The 16,080-nt window shown below is 70.6% G+C and carries 13 protein-coding genes; 4 read left to right on the forward strand and 9 right to left on the reverse strand.

What is annotated here, in order from left to right; translation table 11 throughout:
• Nucleotides 1-333: 333 nt before the first annotated feature.
• From ABD481_RS41315 to ABD481_RS41330, 4 genes are all read right to left on the reverse strand, one after another.
• Entirely contained in the window at nt 334-1,074 is a 741-nt protein-coding gene (locus ABD481_RS41315) for a polyprenol monophosphomannose synthase (protein WP_344671370.1), read from the reverse strand.
• Entirely contained in the window at nt 1,071-2,906 is a 1,836-nt protein-coding gene (gene lnt / locus ABD481_RS41320) for an apolipoprotein N-acyltransferase (protein WP_344671371.1), read from the reverse strand. Before lnt ends, ABD481_RS41315 begins: the two co-directional genes overlap by 4 nt.
• Before the next feature lie 1,001 nt (nt 2,907-3,907).
• The gene (locus ABD481_RS41325) at nt 3,908-5,578 is read right to left on the reverse strand and encodes an amidohydrolase (protein WP_344671372.1); all 1,671 of its coding nucleotides are present in this window, start codon (nt 5,576-5,578) and stop codon (nt 3,908-3,910) included.
• A gap of 249 nt (nt 5,579-5,827) precedes the next feature.
• Nucleotides 5,828-6,271, reverse strand: a complete 444-nt coding sequence (locus tag ABD481_RS41330) for an Lrp/AsnC family transcriptional regulator (protein WP_344671373.1) — start codon at nt 6,269-6,271, stop codon at nt 5,828-5,830.
• A gap of 56 nt (nt 6,272-6,327) precedes the next feature.
• On the opposite strand from ABD481_RS41330, the gene ABD481_RS41335 reads away from it, so the two are divergent.
• Together ABD481_RS41335 and ABD481_RS41340 are read left to right on the forward strand one after the other, a co-directional pair.
• Nucleotides 6,328-7,230 (forward strand): aminoglycoside phosphotransferase family protein, encoded by a 903-nt coding sequence (locus ABD481_RS41335; protein ID WP_344671374.1) that lies wholly within the window; start codon nt 6,328-6,330, stop codon nt 7,228-7,230.
• A gap of 81 nt (nt 7,231-7,311) precedes the next feature.
• On the forward strand, nt 7,312-8,277 hold the full coding sequence (locus ABD481_RS41340; protein ID WP_344671375.1) for a MerR family transcriptional regulator: 966 nt from the start codon (nt 7,312-7,314) through the stop codon (nt 8,275-8,277).
• Here ABD481_RS41340 and ABD481_RS41345 read toward each other — a convergent pair.
• Nucleotides 8,168-8,722 carry an HAD domain-containing protein gene (locus tag ABD481_RS41345; RefSeq protein ID WP_425559401.1) on the reverse strand — a complete coding sequence of 185 codons (555 nt, stop codon included), beginning with the start codon at nt 8,720-8,722 and terminating at the stop codon, nt 8,168-8,170. The genes ABD481_RS41340 and ABD481_RS41345 overlap by 110 nt on opposite strands.
• A gap of 256 nt (nt 8,723-8,978) precedes the next feature.
• On the opposite strand from ABD481_RS41345, the gene ABD481_RS41350 reads away from it, so the two are divergent.
• Nucleotides 8,979-9,995, forward strand: coding sequence for a site-specific integrase (locus ABD481_RS41350; protein WP_344671376.1), 1,017 nt, complete (start codon nt 8,979-8,981; stop codon nt 9,993-9,995).
• Between the two features lie 193 nt (nt 9,996-10,188).
• Here ABD481_RS41350 and ABD481_RS41355 read toward each other — a convergent pair whose 3' ends face one another.
• The 3 genes from ABD481_RS41355 to ABD481_RS41365 form a co-directional block, all read right to left on the reverse strand.
• Nucleotides 10,189-11,193 (reverse strand): hypothetical protein, encoded by a 1,005-nt coding sequence (locus ABD481_RS41355; RefSeq protein ID WP_344671377.1) that lies wholly within the window; start codon nt 11,191-11,193, stop codon nt 10,189-10,191.
• 212 nt (nt 11,194-11,405) lie between these two features.
• Nucleotides 11,406-12,554 carry an acyl-CoA dehydrogenase family protein gene (locus tag ABD481_RS41360; protein ID WP_344671378.1) on the reverse strand — a complete coding sequence of 383 codons (1,149 nt, stop codon included), beginning with the start codon at nt 12,552-12,554 and terminating at the stop codon, nt 11,406-11,408.
• Nucleotides 12,554-13,681, reverse strand: coding sequence for a M24 family metallopeptidase (locus tag ABD481_RS41365; protein WP_344671379.1), 1,128 nt, complete (start codon nt 13,679-13,681; stop codon nt 12,554-12,556). The genes ABD481_RS41360 and ABD481_RS41365 overlap by 1 nt, the downstream gene beginning before the upstream one ends.
• Before the next feature lie 165 nt (nt 13,682-13,846).
• On the opposite strand from ABD481_RS41365, the gene ABD481_RS41370 reads away from it, so the two are divergent.
• Nucleotides 13,847-14,239 (forward strand): VOC family protein, encoded by a 393-nt coding sequence (locus tag ABD481_RS41370; RefSeq protein WP_344671380.1) that lies wholly within the window; start codon nt 13,847-13,849, stop codon nt 14,237-14,239.
• Nucleotides 14,240-14,298: 59 nt separating this feature from the next.
• On the opposite strand, the gene ABD481_RS41375 is transcribed toward ABD481_RS41370, so the two are convergent.
• Entirely contained in the window at nt 14,299-15,678 is a 1,380-nt protein-coding gene (locus ABD481_RS41375; RefSeq protein ID WP_344671381.1) for a hypothetical protein, read from the reverse strand.
• Nucleotides 15,679-16,080: the final 402 nt, after the last annotated feature.

Genomic DNA, 16,080 nt, shown 5'->3' on the forward strand with positions numbered 1-16,080 from the left:
TTCCTTCAGGCGACGATGCGACGGAAAGACCGGAACCGAAACCGGAACCACAGCGCAAAGCCGCGCCAACCCGCCTGGCCCACTCTTTCCAGAGCGAGGCCCTCCCCGGAGGGGCCGCCGGAGGCGCAGTTGACTTTGATCTGGCCCTTGATCTGGCCTTTGATCTGGCCTTTGACCTGGCCTTTCCCCACCCCCGCAACAGCTCTCGGAGATCGACCGCACCACCCACCCAAGGACCGCCACCGACCAGTCAGCACCATGGCCGAAGGTCGTCAAAAAAGCCTTTCACCCCACCACAAACCGCACATCAAAACTACATCTCAAAACTACACCTCACCCCCTCCCCACCAACCGCCCCGCCCGATACCGCACCCCCCAAACCGTAGTCCTCCACAAAGCCTCCGCAACAATCCCCCCACTCATCTTCGAAGCCCCCAACTCCCGCTCCACAAAAGTAATCGGCACCTCAACCACCTTCATCCCAGCCCGCGTAGTCCGCCAAGCCAAATCCACCTGGAACGTATACCCAGCACTCGCAACCGTCGCGAGATCTATCCGCTCCAGCGTCGCCCGCCGAAAAACCCGATACCCCCCAGTCGCATCCTTCAGCCGCATCCCCGTAATCAACCGCACCCACGTATTCCCACCCCGCGAAAGCACCTCCCGCCGCCTCGGCCACCCCACCGTCTTCCCCCCGGGCACATACCGCGACCCGATCACCAGATCCGCGTCCTGCTCCACCAGCGCCGCCATGAGCGCCGGAAAGTCCTCCGGCCGGTGCGAACCATCCGCGTCCATCTCGCAGATCACGTCGTACTCATGCTCGATCCCCCACGCGAACCCCGCCAAGTACGCCTTCCCCAGCCCCTCCTTCCCGGCCCGGTGCAGCACCTTCACCCGCTCGTCCTTCGCAGCCAGCCCGTCGGCCAGCTTGCCGGTACCGTCCGGAGAGTTGTCGTCGGCCACCAGCACATGGACATCCGGGTTCGCCGCGTGGACCCGACTGACGATCTTCGCCAGGTTCTCCGACTCGTTGTACGTCGGAATGATCACCAAGACGCGCAGATTGGTCAACGTGCTCGGCCCTTCGCCGCGGAGGTGAGCGGGGCGGCATCCCGCTCGGGGGTCGTCAATGTGTTCTCATCAGGCGCCGCATCGGGCAGCGTATCGGCTCGACCTCTGAAACCCGGAATCAGAGCCCGGACGCGCCGCAGTGTCTTCGACCGCCTCGCCGACGCCCCCCTCGACACACCAGCCGACACACCACCCGACACCCCCCTCGACACCCCCGCCAACACAATCGCCGCCCCAACCCCCACCACCGCGAACAACAACTCAGGCCACGCCCCCACCCGATCCGCCACCGTCCGCTCAGTACTACGCCGCACCTCCATATCCAAGTACCGAGCCTGGTACTCCCCCGTCTGCGCCAGCACCTTCCCCCGCGGATCGATCACCGCCGACACCCCAGACGTCGCAGCCTCCAACGTCCACCGCCCATGCTCCACAGCCCGGAACCGAGCAATCGCCAACTGCTGGTACGTCTGCCCGGTCCCCATGTAGGAAGCGTTGTTACTAGGCACCAACAACACCTGCCCCCCACCATTGACCGCATTACGCACCACATCGTCATACGCGACCTCAAAACAAATCACCGCGGCGACCGGCACATCCCCAAGCGTCAGATCCCCAACCCCATGCCCCGGGACAAAGTCGCGCGGAATCATGTTGAACCGCTTGATCACCTTGGTCAGAATGTCCCGGAACGGCAGGTACTCGCCGAACGGCACCAGGTGCGTCTTGTCATACGTAGCACCCATACCGCTCCCAGGCCCCGGCCCCGGCGTCCAGACGATCAGCCGGTTCAGAACATTCGTCCCCTCCGCATTGGCGTTGATCACAGCCCCGATCAGCACCGGCACCCCGACCGCGTCCACGGCCGCCTGAATCTCCTCCTTCACCCCGGGATCGGTGTACGGATCCATGTCCGACCCGTTCTCCGGCCACACCACCACATCCGGCTTCACCGCCTTGCCGGCGCGGATGTCCGCCGCCAGCGCCTCGGTCTCCTTCACATGGTTGTCCAGCACCGCCGCCTGCTGCTCCTCGCGCCCGAACCCGAGCCGCGGCACGTTGCCCTGGATCAACGCGATGCGCAGCGGCGTGCCGGCATCCGCAGAGCGCAGCGGGACCGCATACCCCGCCACCGGGATCAGCAGCGCACCAACCACCATCGCCGCCGACCACCGAGCCCCCACGCTCCGCCACAAGGCACGGCTGCCGCCCCCGCCTCCGCCTCCGCCCCCAACCCCCGGCTCCCGCTCCCGCTCCCGCAGCACCACCACAGCCCGCCACAACAACGTCCCCGACAACGCCACCGCGAACGTCACCAACGGCGCCCCACCCACCGCCGCCAACGGCGTGAACGGCGAATCCGGCTGCGAGAACGCCAGCCGCCCCCACGAGAACCCGCCGAACGGCCACCGCGACCGCACCGCCTCCTCGGCGACCCACAGGCACGCCTGCCACAGCGGCGCGAACCGGGCCATCGACACCCGCGCCATGGCCCACCCGAACGGAATGAAGTACAGCGACTCGATGAGCCCCACAGCCTCCTGCGCCCCCGGCCCGAAGACCCGCAGGAACTGGAACATCACCCAGCAGAACCCAGTCCCGAACCAGAACCCGATGAGCATGCCCCGACGCCCGCTCCGCCCCGCGAACAGCGCCGACACCGCGGCCACCATCAACGGCGCCACCGGCCACCACCCGACCGGCGCGAACGCCAGGTTCAGCACCGCACCGGCCAGCAGCGCCAACGCGGCCAGACGCACCGCCTCCCGGCTCGGCCGCCGCCGGAACCATCGCCGACGCTGCGGGCCGCCGGCCTCATCCACGTTCGCCACCTGCGCGACCCACCCTAAGAAAGATCTGCGGAAACCTTGAGCGCACTTTACTTGAGCAGGCTCTCAACACGAGACAGCGCAGCAACGCACGCAGAACAGCGCGGAAACCCATGGTGCACGCAGAACGAGGCGGGGCCTCCAGGGCGCGGCTGGGCCCTTTGCGAGGCGGCAGCAGGGCGGAGGCCGGCCCACCCACCCACCGACCCACCCACACGAAAACCCGGCGGCATCCTTCGGACCGGGCGCGGACTCGCTGGCCGCGAGTCCCGCACACCGTTGTCTACTGGATCCGCCGGGTTCCCGGTGAAGACCCACCCGTGTTTCGCCGCCGCCGTCGCTGTGCCCCCATCGAACCGCTCGGCGCCGGATCGCCCCGAGCCAGACAGGAACACCGCGCGACAGCGTTCGGCGCCGGTGGACGTAGCCACCGACGGTACCCGGACTCCTGTGGCGCCTGTCAACCAGTGATCCTACCAGTCTTGGCCTGCGCCGGAGGAACGGAGCCCCAGGTCAGCGCGGCGGACCCGGGAGGACTCGGTGGCATCGGTGATCACTCGGAAAGGCGCGGAACAGATTTGTGACCAAACTGTTCCAAACACTCCAACCTCGACCTTCTCCCACCCAGAAAATCTCATCCACCTCAAAAACCCAAAACCACCTCACCTCACCTCACCCCGCCTCACCTCACCCCGCCGCGCCGCGCCGCGCCTCACCTCACCGCGCCTCACCTCACCTTCATGCCTCGCCCTTCCGCCTCGCCTCGCCCCTCACCTCGCCCTTCCGCCTAGCCTCACCGCGCCTCACCCCGCCTCACCTCACCGCGCCTCACCTCACCGCGCCTCACCCCGCCTCACCGCGCCCCGCCCCGCCCCGCCTCACCTTCATGCCTCGCCCTTCCGCCTCGCCTCGCCCCTCACCTCGCCCTTCCGCCTCGCCCTTCCGCCTCGCCTCGCCTCCGAATCTCACTCTCACCTCGCCCCCCATATCACTACTTCACCGCCCTAACCCACCCTCCCCCCATCAAAAACCACCCGCCCCCGAACAACAGTCCGCACCGCCCCCGGAACCCCCCGCCCCACCGAAAGATCCGGCAACCCCGGCACCCCCGCCCGCGGATCCGTCGACCAAGCCGACAACCGCTCATCAGCAGCCTGCACAATCACATCCTCAGGCTCCACATCCCACACCGCATACGTCGCCGGCTCCCCCAGCACCAGCATCCCCGAAGCCGTCGCCCGCCCTCCCAGCGCCCGCCACCCGCCCCGCGTGTGCGCCGCGAACGCCGCTCGCACCGAGATCCGGTGCTCCGGCGTCTGATGGAACGCCGCGGCCCGCACCGTGCCCCACGGATCCAGCGCCGTCACCGGGGCGTCCGACCCGAAGGCCAACAGCACGCCGGCCCGCTGCATCGCCGCGAACGGGTTCATGGCGCGCGCCCGCTCGGCTCCCAGGCGCGCCGCGTACATCCCGTCCTCGCCGCCCCACGCCGCGTCGAACGCAGGCTGCACGCTCGCCACGATCCCGAACGCCAGCAGCCGCTCAATACCGCCGGCCGGGATCATCTCGGCGTGCTCGACACGATGCCCGATCCGGTAGAGCGCATCACGTCCCACCCGCGCAGCAGCCGCGTCGAAGCCGTCGAGCAGCGTCGCCATCGCGCCGTCGCCGATCACGTGGAACCCGGCCTGGATTCCCGCCTCGGTGCACTGCACGACGTGCTCAGCGACCTGCTCGGCATCCGCATAAGAAGCGCCGAGGGTGTACTTGTCCGCATACGCATGCGCCAGACACGCCGTGTGAGACCCGATCGACCCGTCCAAGAACAGGTCGCCCCCGGCCCCGACAGCCCCCAGCTCCAGCGCCTTGGCCGCCGCGCCGAACTCACCCCAGTACCCGAAGACCTCCGGGCCGCCAAGCTCGCGCCCCGCCGCCAGCACCTGGAGGAAGTCCGCCTCCCCGCTGATGTCAGGTCCGCCGCACTCGTGCAGCGCGCCAATCCCCAGCTCCGCCGCGCGTCGCAGCGCCGCCGCCTGGAACGCCCCGCGCGCGCCCGGGCCCAGCAGCGCGAAAGCGGCGCGGCGCACGAGGTGGTGCGCATCCTGGCGCGCCAAGCCCGCCTCGGCGTCGAACCCCACCGCACCGCGCACCTCGGGAACCGCCGCCACCAGGGCCGGGGACACCAGTGCGCTGTGCACGTCGGCGCGCGACAGATACGCCGGGCGACCGCCGACAGCCCGATCCAACTCCGCAGGTGACGGCGCGCGCCGCTCCGGCCAGCGGGACTCGTCCCAGCCCTGCCCGATGACCGTCTCCCCGGCCGGCAGCCCGGCGGCGAAGGAGGCGATGCGGTCCAGGGCGTCGGTCAGCGACAGGGCGTCGTGCAGGTCCAGGCCGGCCAGCGCCAGGCCGGTGGAGGTGAGGTGGACGTGCGCGTCGACGAACGCGGGCGTGACGAGCGCCCCGTCCAGCTCGACGATCTCGTCGACGGAGTCGGCGTGCGCCACGTCGGCCGCGCTGTCCGAGCCCAGCCAGGCCACTTTGCCGTCCTCGACCAGCATCGCCGTCGCGAACGGCTCCTCCGGGGAGTGGACGGTGCCGCCGCGCAGCAGCACGCGGGCGGGGGCCGGGCGGTCGGGGTCGAACGTGGGATCGGACGGGGCGGTGTTCGTCATGGGGAACAGTGTCTCGCACGGCTTACCGGAGCCCCGCCGCGGCTCGCTTCCGCGCTCGATCTCCGCTCAGCTCCAGCTCGCCCCCAGATCGGCCCCAGCTCGGCCCAGCCTCCGCGCGATCTCAGCGCCGGCCTCCCAGGTCAGCCCTCAACCCTGCTCCTCAGCCCAGCTCAGCTCAGCCCAGCTCGGCCCAGCTTCGCGCTCGACCCCCCACTCGGCCGCACTCGCCCCTGCTCCAGCTGCTGCCCCTCAATGCGCGCTGCGCATCCGGTCCTCGAACGGCGTCGAGAGCACCACCGTCGTCCGCGTCGAGACCTCGGCGGCGGTCCGGATCCGGCCGAGCAGCGACTCCAGCTCGCCGGCCGTGCCGACCCGCACCTTCAGAATGTAGTTCTCGTCGCCGGCGACGCTGTAGCAGTCCTCGACCTCGATCAGGTCCCGCAGCCGGTCCGGCACGTCGTCCGGCGCCGCCGGGTCTATCGGCTTCACCGAGATGAACGCCGTCAGCGCCAGTCCCAGCGCCTCCGGGTCCACCACGGCCCGGAACCCCCGCAGCACGCCGCGCTCCTCCAGCTTCTGCACCCGCTGGTGCACCGCCGAGGTCGACAGCCCGATCAGCTTCCCGAGGTCGGTGTAGCTCATGCGGCCGTCGGCGACCAGAGCCGCCACGATGTGCCTGTCGATATCGTCCACGCGCCCACCGTAAATCCTGCGGTGCTCCCCCGCCTACACGGCATACCCTGCCGCCCATGGCCGACCCGAAGATGCATCCCGACGAAGTCGACACCGACGCCGGGCTCGTGGCCCGCATGCTGGCCGCCCAGTTCCCGCAGTGGGCCCACCTGCCGATCCGACGCGTGGCGTCGACCGGCACCGACAACGCCATGTTCCGGGTGGGGACGCGGCTGTGCGCGCGGCTGCCGCGGATCGAGTGGGCGGTCGGCTCGCTACGGCGGGAGCAGCGATGGCTGCCGGTGCTGGGGCCGTTGCTGCCGCTGGAGGTGCCGGTCCCGGCGGGGGTGGGGGCACCGATTGAGGAATATCCCTATCCGTGGTCCGTGCTGCCGTGGATCGAGGGCGAGCCGGCGGTGCGAACGGACCACTCCATCGATCGCGTCACCTGCGCCGTCGACCTCGCCCACTTCCTCAAAGCTCTGCAAGCCATCGACACCACCGGCGCACCCGCCCCCACCGAGTCGGGCCGGGGCCGCGCCATCACCGACCGGGACCAAGAAGTCCGCGAGGCGGTCGCCGCGCTCGGGTCCGAGATCGACGCCGACGCCGTGCTCGCGGTGTGGAAGCAGACCATGGACGCCCCGGCCTGGCCCGGGAAGCCGGTGTGGATCCACTCCGACCTGCAAGGCGGCAACCTGCTGGTCCGCGAGGGGCGGCTGCGCGCCGTCATCGACTTCGCCCCGGCCACCGGCGACCCGGCCGTGGACCTGCTGCCGGCGTGGAACCTGTTCCACGGCGAGGCGCGCGACGCTTTCCGGTCGGCGCTCGGCGTCGACGACGCGACGTGGGAGCGCGGACGCGGGTGGGCCCTGTCGGTGGCGCTGGTGGCGCTGCCGTACTACTTGGGGCTGGGTACCAACCCGCGGATCGTGGCCGACAGCCGGCACGACATCCAGGCGATCCTCGATGCCCAGTAGGACCCACCATGCCTTGACAGGAATCGACAACCCTCAACAGGGCTTGAGTCTCCACCTACTGGAGGCCGGAAGGTAGGACGCGTGACCGACGACGCCCTCTACACGATCGGCGACCTGGCCCGCCGCACCGGCGTGCCGGTGAAGACGATCCGCTTCTACGCCGACGAGGGCATCGTCCCCGAAACCGGCCGCACCCCGGCCGGCTACCGCGTCTACGACGTCGCGGCCGTCGCGCGCCTGGACCTGGTCCGGACGCTGCGCGACCTCGGCGTCGACCTGCCGACGGTGCGGCGCGTGCTGGCGCGCGAGGCGACGCTGGCCGAGGTCGCCGCCGCGCACACCGAGGCACTGGACGTCCAGATCCGCGCCCTGCGGCTGCGGCGGGCGGTGCTGGGCGCGGTGGCGGCCCGGGGTGCCACTCACCAGGAGATGGACCTGATGCACAAGATGGCCCGCATGTCCGACGCCGAACGCAAGCGCCTGATCGAGGAGTTCGTCGACAGCACCTTCGGCGGCGTCGACGCCAACCCCGACCTGGTGGACCTGCTCCGCGCCGCCACCCCCGACCTCCCCGACGACGCCACCCCCGACCAGGTCGAGGCCTGGATCGAACTGGCCGAGCTGACCCAGGACCCGGACTTCCGCGCCGGCGTCCGCCGCATGGCCGAGTACCAGGCCGCCGAACGCGCGGCGGGCGACACCACCGGTCTGCACCACGAGCTGACCACCCACGTCCGCGCCCGCATCACCCAGGCCATCGCCGACGGCATCGCCCCCGAATCCCCGGCCGCCGCCCCGATCATCGCCGACCTCGCGGCCCAGTACGCGACCACCTTCAGCAAGCCCGACAACGACGCCCTGCGCGCCTGGCTGTGGCAGCGCCTGGAGGTCGCCGCAGATCCGCGCGTCGAGCGCTACTGGCGCCTGCTGGCGGCGATCAACCGGTGGCCGGAGCCGGAGAGCCTGGGTCCGGTGTTCGACTGGTTCCTGCGGGCGCTGCGGCCTCGGATGGCGGCGCGGGGAGCGGGGGCGCAGGCGCCGGGTTAGGCGCCGCCAACCACCCCTCCAGCACCTCGAAGTCCACATCGGTCAGCCCCACCGCCGGCCGCCGCACCCGATGCACCAACGCCCGCCCGCCATGATGCTCGGCGATCCAAGCCCCGTCGGCGTCAGTGACCTCGTCGTCGACCCACACGAAGTCGCGGCCGCCGGCCCACTCGACCAGCAGCCGCGTCTTCCAGTGCAAGCCGAAGTATTCGTCCTCGTCGTCCTCCGCGACGCTGGTGTCCCGCCACTCGACAACAGGGAGCTGCGCCAGCCCGACCCGGGGCGCGATCTCCACATTCGCATCATGCTGCCAGGCCGTGGCCCAGACCAGCTCGACCGGCAGCGCCGTCAGCCGTCGGCCGAGCTCCGAAGTCAGCTCCTCCATCCACGCTCCAATAGGCAGGACAACGCCATCGACATCGAGAAAGAGCAGCGGCGTACTCATGCTGCACACGGTAGGGCACCTCAGCAAGCCCTCGTCCCCCGCAGCGCCGCCGTCTGGATCGGCAGGGTACTCAGGGCCGAGCGGATCCGCACCCCGCACATCGCACGCCTCCCAGCACCCTGTCAGTACCTTCCCCTAGCGTGAATCACGGCCCTTGAACCCCGATGCGGCTTTTCGTGGCGCGGGCGTCACGAGCTCCGGATGTGGGAGGCTAAAGGCCTGTTATCCGTAGGCTGATCGGGAAGGGAACCCCACCGTGCCGGAAACGCCGCCCTCGCGGACGGGCTCGTCGAAGCGGGGTACAGCGACGCCGGATACTCCCGCGGCGAGTGTCTCGATCGAGGCCTGGACCGAGCGGGTCATCACCGAGCGGGAGGTCAGCAAGGCGCGGGCGCGGCAGCTGCGGTGGGTCGCCGGCGAGTTGGCGCTGGTCCGGAACCATGAGGAGTTCCCGTTCCGGGACGCCGGCAGCGCCGCCGAGCTGCTGGCGCCGGGGCCGATCAGCGCCTATCTCGACCTGGCCGCGCGGGGCGAGCTGCGGCGGCGGGCCAAGGCCGGCAACGCGCAGGCCACCAACGCCTCCATGCGGATCCGTGTCGACTGCCTGAAGATCCTCGGGGAGCACAGCGGGGTCCTGGTGGCGGTCGCCGACCGGCCGGGCCTGCCGGAGCTGCGGGAGACCGTCGACGGGCCCTCGCGCTCGCAGCTGCACGAGTACCTGGCCAAGCGGGCCGAGATGAGCAGCGCCCCGGCGGGCCGCGTGCGGCTGTTCGCGCTGATCGGCGTGGAGCTGGACACCGGGGCCCGGGTCGGCGAGCTGGCCGCGCTGACGCTGGCCGACGTCGCCGACGACCTGAGCAGCGTCCGCGTGGTCCGGCGCCCGCAGGCACGGACCACCAGTGAAGCGGTCGAGGAGCGGGTGCGGCTGTCGGAAGGCACACGCGCGGCACTGAAGGCCTGGCTGGCGGTCCGCGAGACGCTGGTGGAGCCCCTGCACGGAAGCGCGAAGGCGCTCTGGGTCTCGGTCAGCCCGAACCACGCCGGACGCCTGAACGTAGAAGGCGAGGCCATAAGGCGCCCGCCGGGAATGCCGCTGATGCCCCGCGGGATGCAGCGTGCTTACACCCGCGCCGTGGTGGAGGCGAACATGGCGCTGGCCGGGTCGCCCGGCTGGATTCCGCTGCCGTCGCGCTTCGAACAGCTGCGGCGGGCGGTCACGGACCGGCGGCGGCAGGTGGAGGAAGCGGCGGCCGCCGAGGCGGCTGAGCTGTGAGCAGGTGAGCAGTTGAACACGTAAGTACGTGAGCAAGTAAGCACATAGGCGATAAGAACAAGTCGGCGAGAAAGCACACCCCACAAGGCGACGGCGGCCCCCGGATTCCTCCGGGGACCGCCGTGTACTACAGGCAAACGCAGGATTCAGCAGCCGCTGCTGAAAATACCCCGTGTGCTGACGCCGCCGCTGCTTACCGCGGCTGCTGGGGCGGCTGCTGCGGCGGCATGTAGCCGGGCTGCACGGCCTGGGTCGGCTGGTTGGCCGCCGGGTCGTACTGGCCGCCCCACTGGCCGCCCTGCTGCTGCGGCGGCTGCGGGTTGCCCCACTGCTGCTGCCCCTGGGCCTGGCCGGCCTGCTGGCCGCCCCACTGCTGCTGGCCCGGCTGGCCCTGCTGGCCGTACGCCGGGGAGTTGCCGGCCTGGCCGAACTGCTGCTGGCCGTAGCCCGCCTGGTAGCCCGACGCCGAGGCGCCGGAGGCCGGGGCGCCGCCGGTGGTCACCGACAGCTGGGCCAGCACCGCCAGGACGGTGCCGATCAAGGTGGCCAGAATGCCGATCCAGGCGCCGAGGCCGAAGAACTGCAAGCTGTAATGGGTGCCGATCGCGGCGGTGTCGCCGCTGGTCAGCTCGTCCTTGATCTTGTTGTGGCCCAGCAGACCGGCCAGTACCGCGAAGATCAGCGCCAGACCGGAGCCGCCGACGACGACCCAGCCCATCACCGCCTTCTTCAGCAGCAGGACCAGGACCACGCCCGCGACCGCGACGACCGCGGCGACGATGACCAGGATGCCCCAGATCTTCGGGTACCCGTCGGCCGACGCGCTCTTACCCTGCGACGAGACGGTGCCCAGCGCGGTGAAGTTGAACGTGTTGTCGCCGATCTTGATCGCGGCCCACGGCATCACGAACGTGAGAATCGCGGTGATCGCGGCCAGCGCGCCCGCCGCGTAGAACCCCCACACCTTGCCCCAGGAGTCGCCCCCCGTGGAGGAACCGCCACCGTAAGAGGGGGTGGAACCACCGTACTGCTGGGCCGGCTGCGCCTGCCCGTAAGAGGGCTGAGCGGCCCCCCACTGCTGCTGCCCCTGCTGCTGGGCGGGCTGCTGCTGGCCCCACCCCGGCTGCGCGGGCTGCTGTCCCTGCTGCTGTCCCCAACCCCCGGGTTGGGGGTAGTTCTGATTCGGCTGCTGCGTCATGGGCAGCACGGTACATGGTCTGCTGTATCGCTGATAAGACGATCCACGACCAGGCGCCCGTAGGCCCCGATTTGTCCCGATCCTCAATGGGGAGCGGTCCCCTCGGGGCCCGTCGTTTTACGTATGCGGTTATACGCGTGTCCGCCGCCGCGCCTGTACGGAGGCTGTCAGGTGGCGAACGATCATTCGGTGGACGAAAAGGTGGCTGACCGTCATACGCGCGTCAGTGCCCTACTGATAACGAGTCGCTGGACCTGATTGGTTCCCTCGACGATCTGAAGCACCTTCGCCTCGCGCATATAGCGTTCCACGGGGAAGTCCGCGGTGTATCCGTATCCGCCGAAAACCTGCACGGCGTCCGTGGTCACCCGCATCGCCATGTCAGTACAGAACAGCTTCGCCATGGCGGCCTCGGTGCCATAGGGCAGCCCTGCGTCACGCCGCCGCGCGGCGACCAGGTACGACGCCCGCCCCGCCGCGACACCGGTGGCCATGTCGGCGAGCATGAAGCTCAGCCCCTGGAAGTCGGCGATCGGCTTGCCGAACTGCTGACGCGTCTTGGCATAGTCCACGGCCGCGTCCAACGCCGCCTGCGCGAGACCGACCGCGCACGCCGCGATGCCCAGCCGACCGGCCTCCAGCGCGGACAGCGCGATCGCGAAGCCCTGACCCTCCTCGCCGAGCAGCCGGTCCGCGGGCACCCGCGCGTTGTCCAGCAGCACTTGCGCCGTCACCGAGCCCCGCATGCCCATCTTGTTCTCGGGCTTGCCGAACGTCATCCCCGGAGTGTCGGCCTCGGCCAGCAGAGCGCTGATCCCCTTGGGGCCCTCCCCGGAGGTGCGGACCATCAGGGTGTAGAAATCGGCGTGGCCGGAGTGCGTGATCCACGCCTTCGTCCCACTGACCCCGAACGTCTCCCCGTCCCGCACCGCCCGGGTGGTCAGCGCGGCGGCGTCGGAACCGGACTGCGGCTCGGACAGGCAGTAGGCGCCGAGCTGCTCGCCGCCCAGCATGTCCGGCAGCCACTTCTGCTTCTGCTCGTCGGACCCGAAGGCGGCCAGGCCGTAACAGGACAGCGAGTGCACCGACACGCCGAGGCCGACGGTGAGCCAGTTCCGGGCCAGCTCCTCCACCACCTGGAGGTAGACCTCGTAGGGCTGCCCGCCGCCGCCGTACTTCTCGTCATAAGGCAGGCCGAGCAGGCCCGCCCGGCCCAGGGTCCGGAACACCTCGCGGGGGAACCGCTCCTCGGCCTCGTACTCGGCCGCGCGCGGCGCGAGCTCGTTCGCGCACAGATCCCGCACCAGGTCGAACAGGGCCTCGGCCTCGTCGCCGGGCAGCGACCGCTCCACCGCGACCATCAGACGTCCACCACCACGAGGTCCCGGGCGGTCAGGTTCAGGCGCTCGCCGCCGTCGGCGGTGCACACCGCGATGTCCTCGATGCGGGCGCCGTGCCGGCCGGCCAGGTAGATGCCCGGCTCGACGGAGAAGGCCATGCCCGGCTCCAGGGGACGCGCGGAACCGGAGACGATGTACGGCTCCTCGTGCGTCTCCAGCCCGATGCCGTGGCCGGTGCGGTGGATGAACTTGTCGCCGTAGCCGGCCTCGGTGATCAGGTCGCGGCCGACGGCGTCCAGCTCCTCGGCGGTGATCCCGGGGCGGATCGCCTCGCACTGCGCCTTCTGGGCGGCCAGCAGGACCGCGAAGTACTCGGCGTACTCGGCCGAGGGCGCGCCGAGGCTGTAGTTCCGGGTGGAGTCGGAGCAGTAGCCGTCGGGCATCGCGCCGCCGATGTCGACCACCACCTGGTCCCCGGCCTGGAGCACGCGGTCGGACAGCTCGTGGTGCGGCGAGGCGCCGTTCGGCCCGGAGCCGACGATGACGAAGTCGACGGTGGCGTGGCCGGCGGCCAGGATCGCGTCGGCGATGTCCTTGCCCACCTCCCGCTCGGTGCGCCCGGGCCGCAGCCACTCGGGCACCCGGCGGTGGACGGCGTCGATGGCGGCGCCGGCGGCACGCAGGGACGCCACCTCGTCGGCGGTCTTGCGCATCCGCAGGTCGCCCAGGACGACGCCGGCCAGGGCCTGCTCCGCGCCGGGCAGCACCCGGCGGAAATTCAGCACCTTCTCGGCCCACATGTGGTTGTCGAGGCCGACGGTGCCGAGCGCGGCGCCGCCGCCGGGCAGGCGGGAGGCGATGAGCGCGTAGGGGTCGTCGGTCTCGTTCCAGGGGAGGATCTCCAGCCCGAGGCCGCCCAGCGGGGAGGCTTCGGCGGCGGGCTTCTCCAGCGCCGGGACGACCATCAGGGGGTCGCCGCTCGCGGGCAGGACGAGACAGGTGAGGCGCTCCAGGGGCAGGGCTTCGTACCCGGTCAGGTAGCGCAGGTCGGCGCCGGGGCTGATCAACAGGGCGTCCAGGCCGGCCTCGGCGGCGGCCTTTTGGGCGCGGGCGAGGCGGTCGGTCAGATCATGTGTGTGGTGTGTCACGAGGGTCAGGATAGTGGCCTATGGGGCTTCCCACGATGTGGCGGAATCGGGAGATTTGCCGCCCGGCGAGGCGCGATGCAGCGGGGGTGGACCGAGCGCCGACACACGGTCCATGCGCGCTCAGCCAACGAGACAGCGTCGGGGGGCACGGCTAGGGTCGGGCGCATGAGCGCGAAAGCCGCAGCGATCGGAATCGTCGTCGCAGACCTGTCCGTGTCCATCGCTTTCTACGAGCGCCTCGGCCTCACCTTCACAGGCGCCGATTCTCCCGACGGTCACGCTGAAGCCGACCTGGGAAACGGAGTCCGGCTCCTGCTCGACAGCGAGTCCTCCATCCAGAGCTTCACCTCGGCGTGGACCCGCCCCTTCGGCAGCCCGCGGACCACCATCGCCTTCCAGTTCGACACCCCGGCCGAGGTGGACGCCAAGTTCACCGAGCTGATGGACGCCGGGTACCACGGGCTGCGCGGCCCGTGGGACGCGCCGTGGGGGCAGCGCTATGCGTCGGTCATCGATCCTGACGGCAGCGGCGTCGACCTTTTCGCACTGTTGGGCTAGTTCCGGAACTTTCGACGACCCCAACCCCAACCCCGACCCCGACCCCAATCCGCCGCGCCCTAGATCGCGCCCGCAAGGTCCTGGGCATAACTCGGGTCACCCGCGACCAGAACGGCATACAGCGACGCAGCCCGCAGGCCGGCGCTGACGGCCTGCTCTGTATGGCCGCTCGCGCTCGCCGCACGCTGCAGCACAGCCAGCGCCACCAGGAGCGACGACTGGATTCTCCGCGGTCGGTCGGCGTAGCGGCTCAGATGCCGCACCGAGGAGTCGGCCCAGGCACGGGCGAGGTCAAGGTTGCCGATGTCGACGAGCACCCGTGCGCGCCAGGCCATCAGCAGCCCGCAAGCCGGTCCGTATCGAAGGGGGTCCTCGGATTCGGCGAGGCGCATCCGCTCGGCGGCGGCCATGGCGAGCGCGTCGGTCAACGGCAGCGCGTCGTCGTCCGCGTCGATGCCGGCATCGCGCATCGCGCGCAGGAACGCTCGGCGGGGCACGGCGAGCGCCGGCTCAGCCGCCGGTTCAGCCACCGGTTCGGGCCGTGACGTGGGCGCGGTGAATGGGACGTATCCGCGCAGACCGTCCCGCTCGGCCTTCAGCCCGTGCAGCATCGCCGTATAGCGCGGCCCTTCGCCGGCCACCGTTCCCTGCAAGGCGATTGCCTCATCAAGCGCGGCCGCGGCATCGCGCAGCCGACCCCCGACGGTCTGCAAACGGCTTATCACCTGCAAGGTCCGAGCCACCTCGGTGACCTCGAACGAACCGCCGGACAGATAGCCGCGGAGCACGCCGAGCACGCCGTGGCATGAGGTGATCGCGTCGTCCAGCGCCTGCTCCGCCCCGGCGTTCCACGACCCGTCGACGAACAACTGCGCCATGGTGTCGGCAGTGGCCGCGAGCGGGAACAGCATCAGCCGCGCTCTGGCCTGCCGTCCACGCGCACCCATCGCCTTGCCGGCGGCCACCGCGCTCGTCTCGTACACCTGTGCCGCTTCCGCGTGCCGGCCGACCGCGCCCAACGCGGGCACCAGCACCCCGGCCCACATGCCCACGTCCCCGACGACGTCGTCGAACGCCACCGCGTCGCCGCGTGCCGTGTCGAGCATGCCGACGCACAGCGACCAGCACCGCAGCGCCGCGTGCTCAAGGGCACCGCGCTCTCCTGGCAGCGCGTACGTCGACACCCGCCGCCACAACGCCCGCGCCAGGCGCCGCTGGTTCGGCAGGCCGCCGTCGTGGTCCAGCAGCCGCTCGGCGGCTTCGACGGCCCGCCGGGCCGCGTCGGCCGCCTCCGGCGTTTCCGGTCGACGCAGCATCGCCTCGTCGGCCGCGTCGCTCAACTCGTCCACGCGCCGCCCGGTCGGAACGCCGGGCCCGCCCTCGTCGCCCCGCCTGAACCGCATACCCCATTGATACCGCCGATTCCAGATCCGGAACATACGTTCTCCGTGATCGAGAATAGGCCGGACCCGATTTCCCGCTCGATATCTTCTGCATTTTCCACGCATTCAACCAACCCGACATCCACGCACCACCCCCGAGCCCTCCCCTCCCCGAGCGCGTGGCCGCCCTCCGGCCACGTGCTCGTTCGTGTCCGGACGACGCCGCCCCGGACCACCGCTCCGCCCCGATTTCCCGCAAGTGGCGCTTTCCCCCAGGTCAGGACCTCGTTTTTGCCCACGCCGGCTGTCCGCCACGCAACGAAACGGTTACGAGACCTTGACGGCCGCTTCCGTACGGAGCACCCTCTGACCAATCCATGAGAGCGCTCTCACGGCGCACACGATCACTCGTGAGAGCGCTCTCACCCCACCGCACCTCGCTTCGTGGCCGCGTCGGCG

Source organism: Catenulispora yoronensis (genome assembly GCF_039531695.1).
Taxonomy (GTDB): Bacteria; Actinomycetota; Actinomycetes; order Streptomycetales; family Catenulisporaceae; genus Catenulispora; species Catenulispora yoronensis.

What these genes read in the sequence shown, in the direction of transcription:
- ABD481_RS41370 (WP_344671380.1), top strand. Translation starts at nt 13,847, where the DNA reads ATGAGCGCGAAAGCCGCAGCGATCGGAATCGTCGTCGCAGACCTGTCC.
- ABD481_RS41345 (WP_425559401.1), bottom strand. Translation starts at nt 8,722, where the DNA reads ATGAGTACGCCGCTGCTCTTTCTCGATGTCGATGGCGTTGTCCTGCCT.
- ABD481_RS41360 (WP_344671378.1), bottom strand. Translation starts at nt 12,554, where the DNA reads ATGGTCGCGGTGGAGCGGTCGCTGCCCGGCGACGAGGCCGAGGCCCTG.
- ABD481_RS41325 (WP_344671372.1), bottom strand. Translation starts at nt 5,578, where the DNA reads ATGACGAACACCGCCCCGTCCGATCCCACGTTCGACCCCGACCGCCCG.
- ABD481_RS41335 (WP_344671374.1), top strand. Translation starts at nt 6,328, where the DNA reads ATGGCCGACCCGAAGATGCATCCCGACGAAGTCGACACCGACGCCGGG.
- ABD481_RS41375 (WP_344671381.1), bottom strand. Translation starts at nt 15,678, where the DNA reads ATGTTCCGGATCTGGAATCGGCGGTATCAATGGGGTATGCGGTTCAGG.
- ABD481_RS41355 (WP_344671377.1), bottom strand. Translation starts at nt 11,193, where the DNA reads ATGACGCAGCAGCCGAATCAGAACTACCCCCAACCCGGGGGTTGGGGA.